We start from the raw sequence: 233 nt of genomic DNA, 5'->3' as shown, positions 1-233 counted from the left end.
GTGCTAAATAGAGCATTAAGGAGGTTTCAATAAATCCTCCATGGATATCAAGATGGTGTTGAGACGGTTTCATTAAACCTTGCGGTAGACCGAAACGGTTCCAGCTTGTTGCTACCGCGAGCATTGAAAAACGCCTTCGTAATTCGGTAATAACGATGCTCATTAAAGGTGAATTTCCTCCGTGGGCGTTGAGAAGAAGAAAACGCTTAATACCTTTACGGTAGCAGTTTTCA

General features: G+C 42.5%; 1 protein-coding gene. It reads right to left on the bottom strand.

Features of this window, described 5'->3' with window-relative positions; genetic code table 11:
• Positions 1 to 233: creatininase family protein (locus ACFIK8_RS12950; RefSeq protein WP_375669656.1), on the bottom strand; the 233-nt coding region annotated here is incomplete at both ends.

Source organism: Bartonella sp. MR168JLCBS (assembly GCF_042194175.1).
This window is presented reverse-complemented; position numbering and strand designations above follow the sequence as displayed.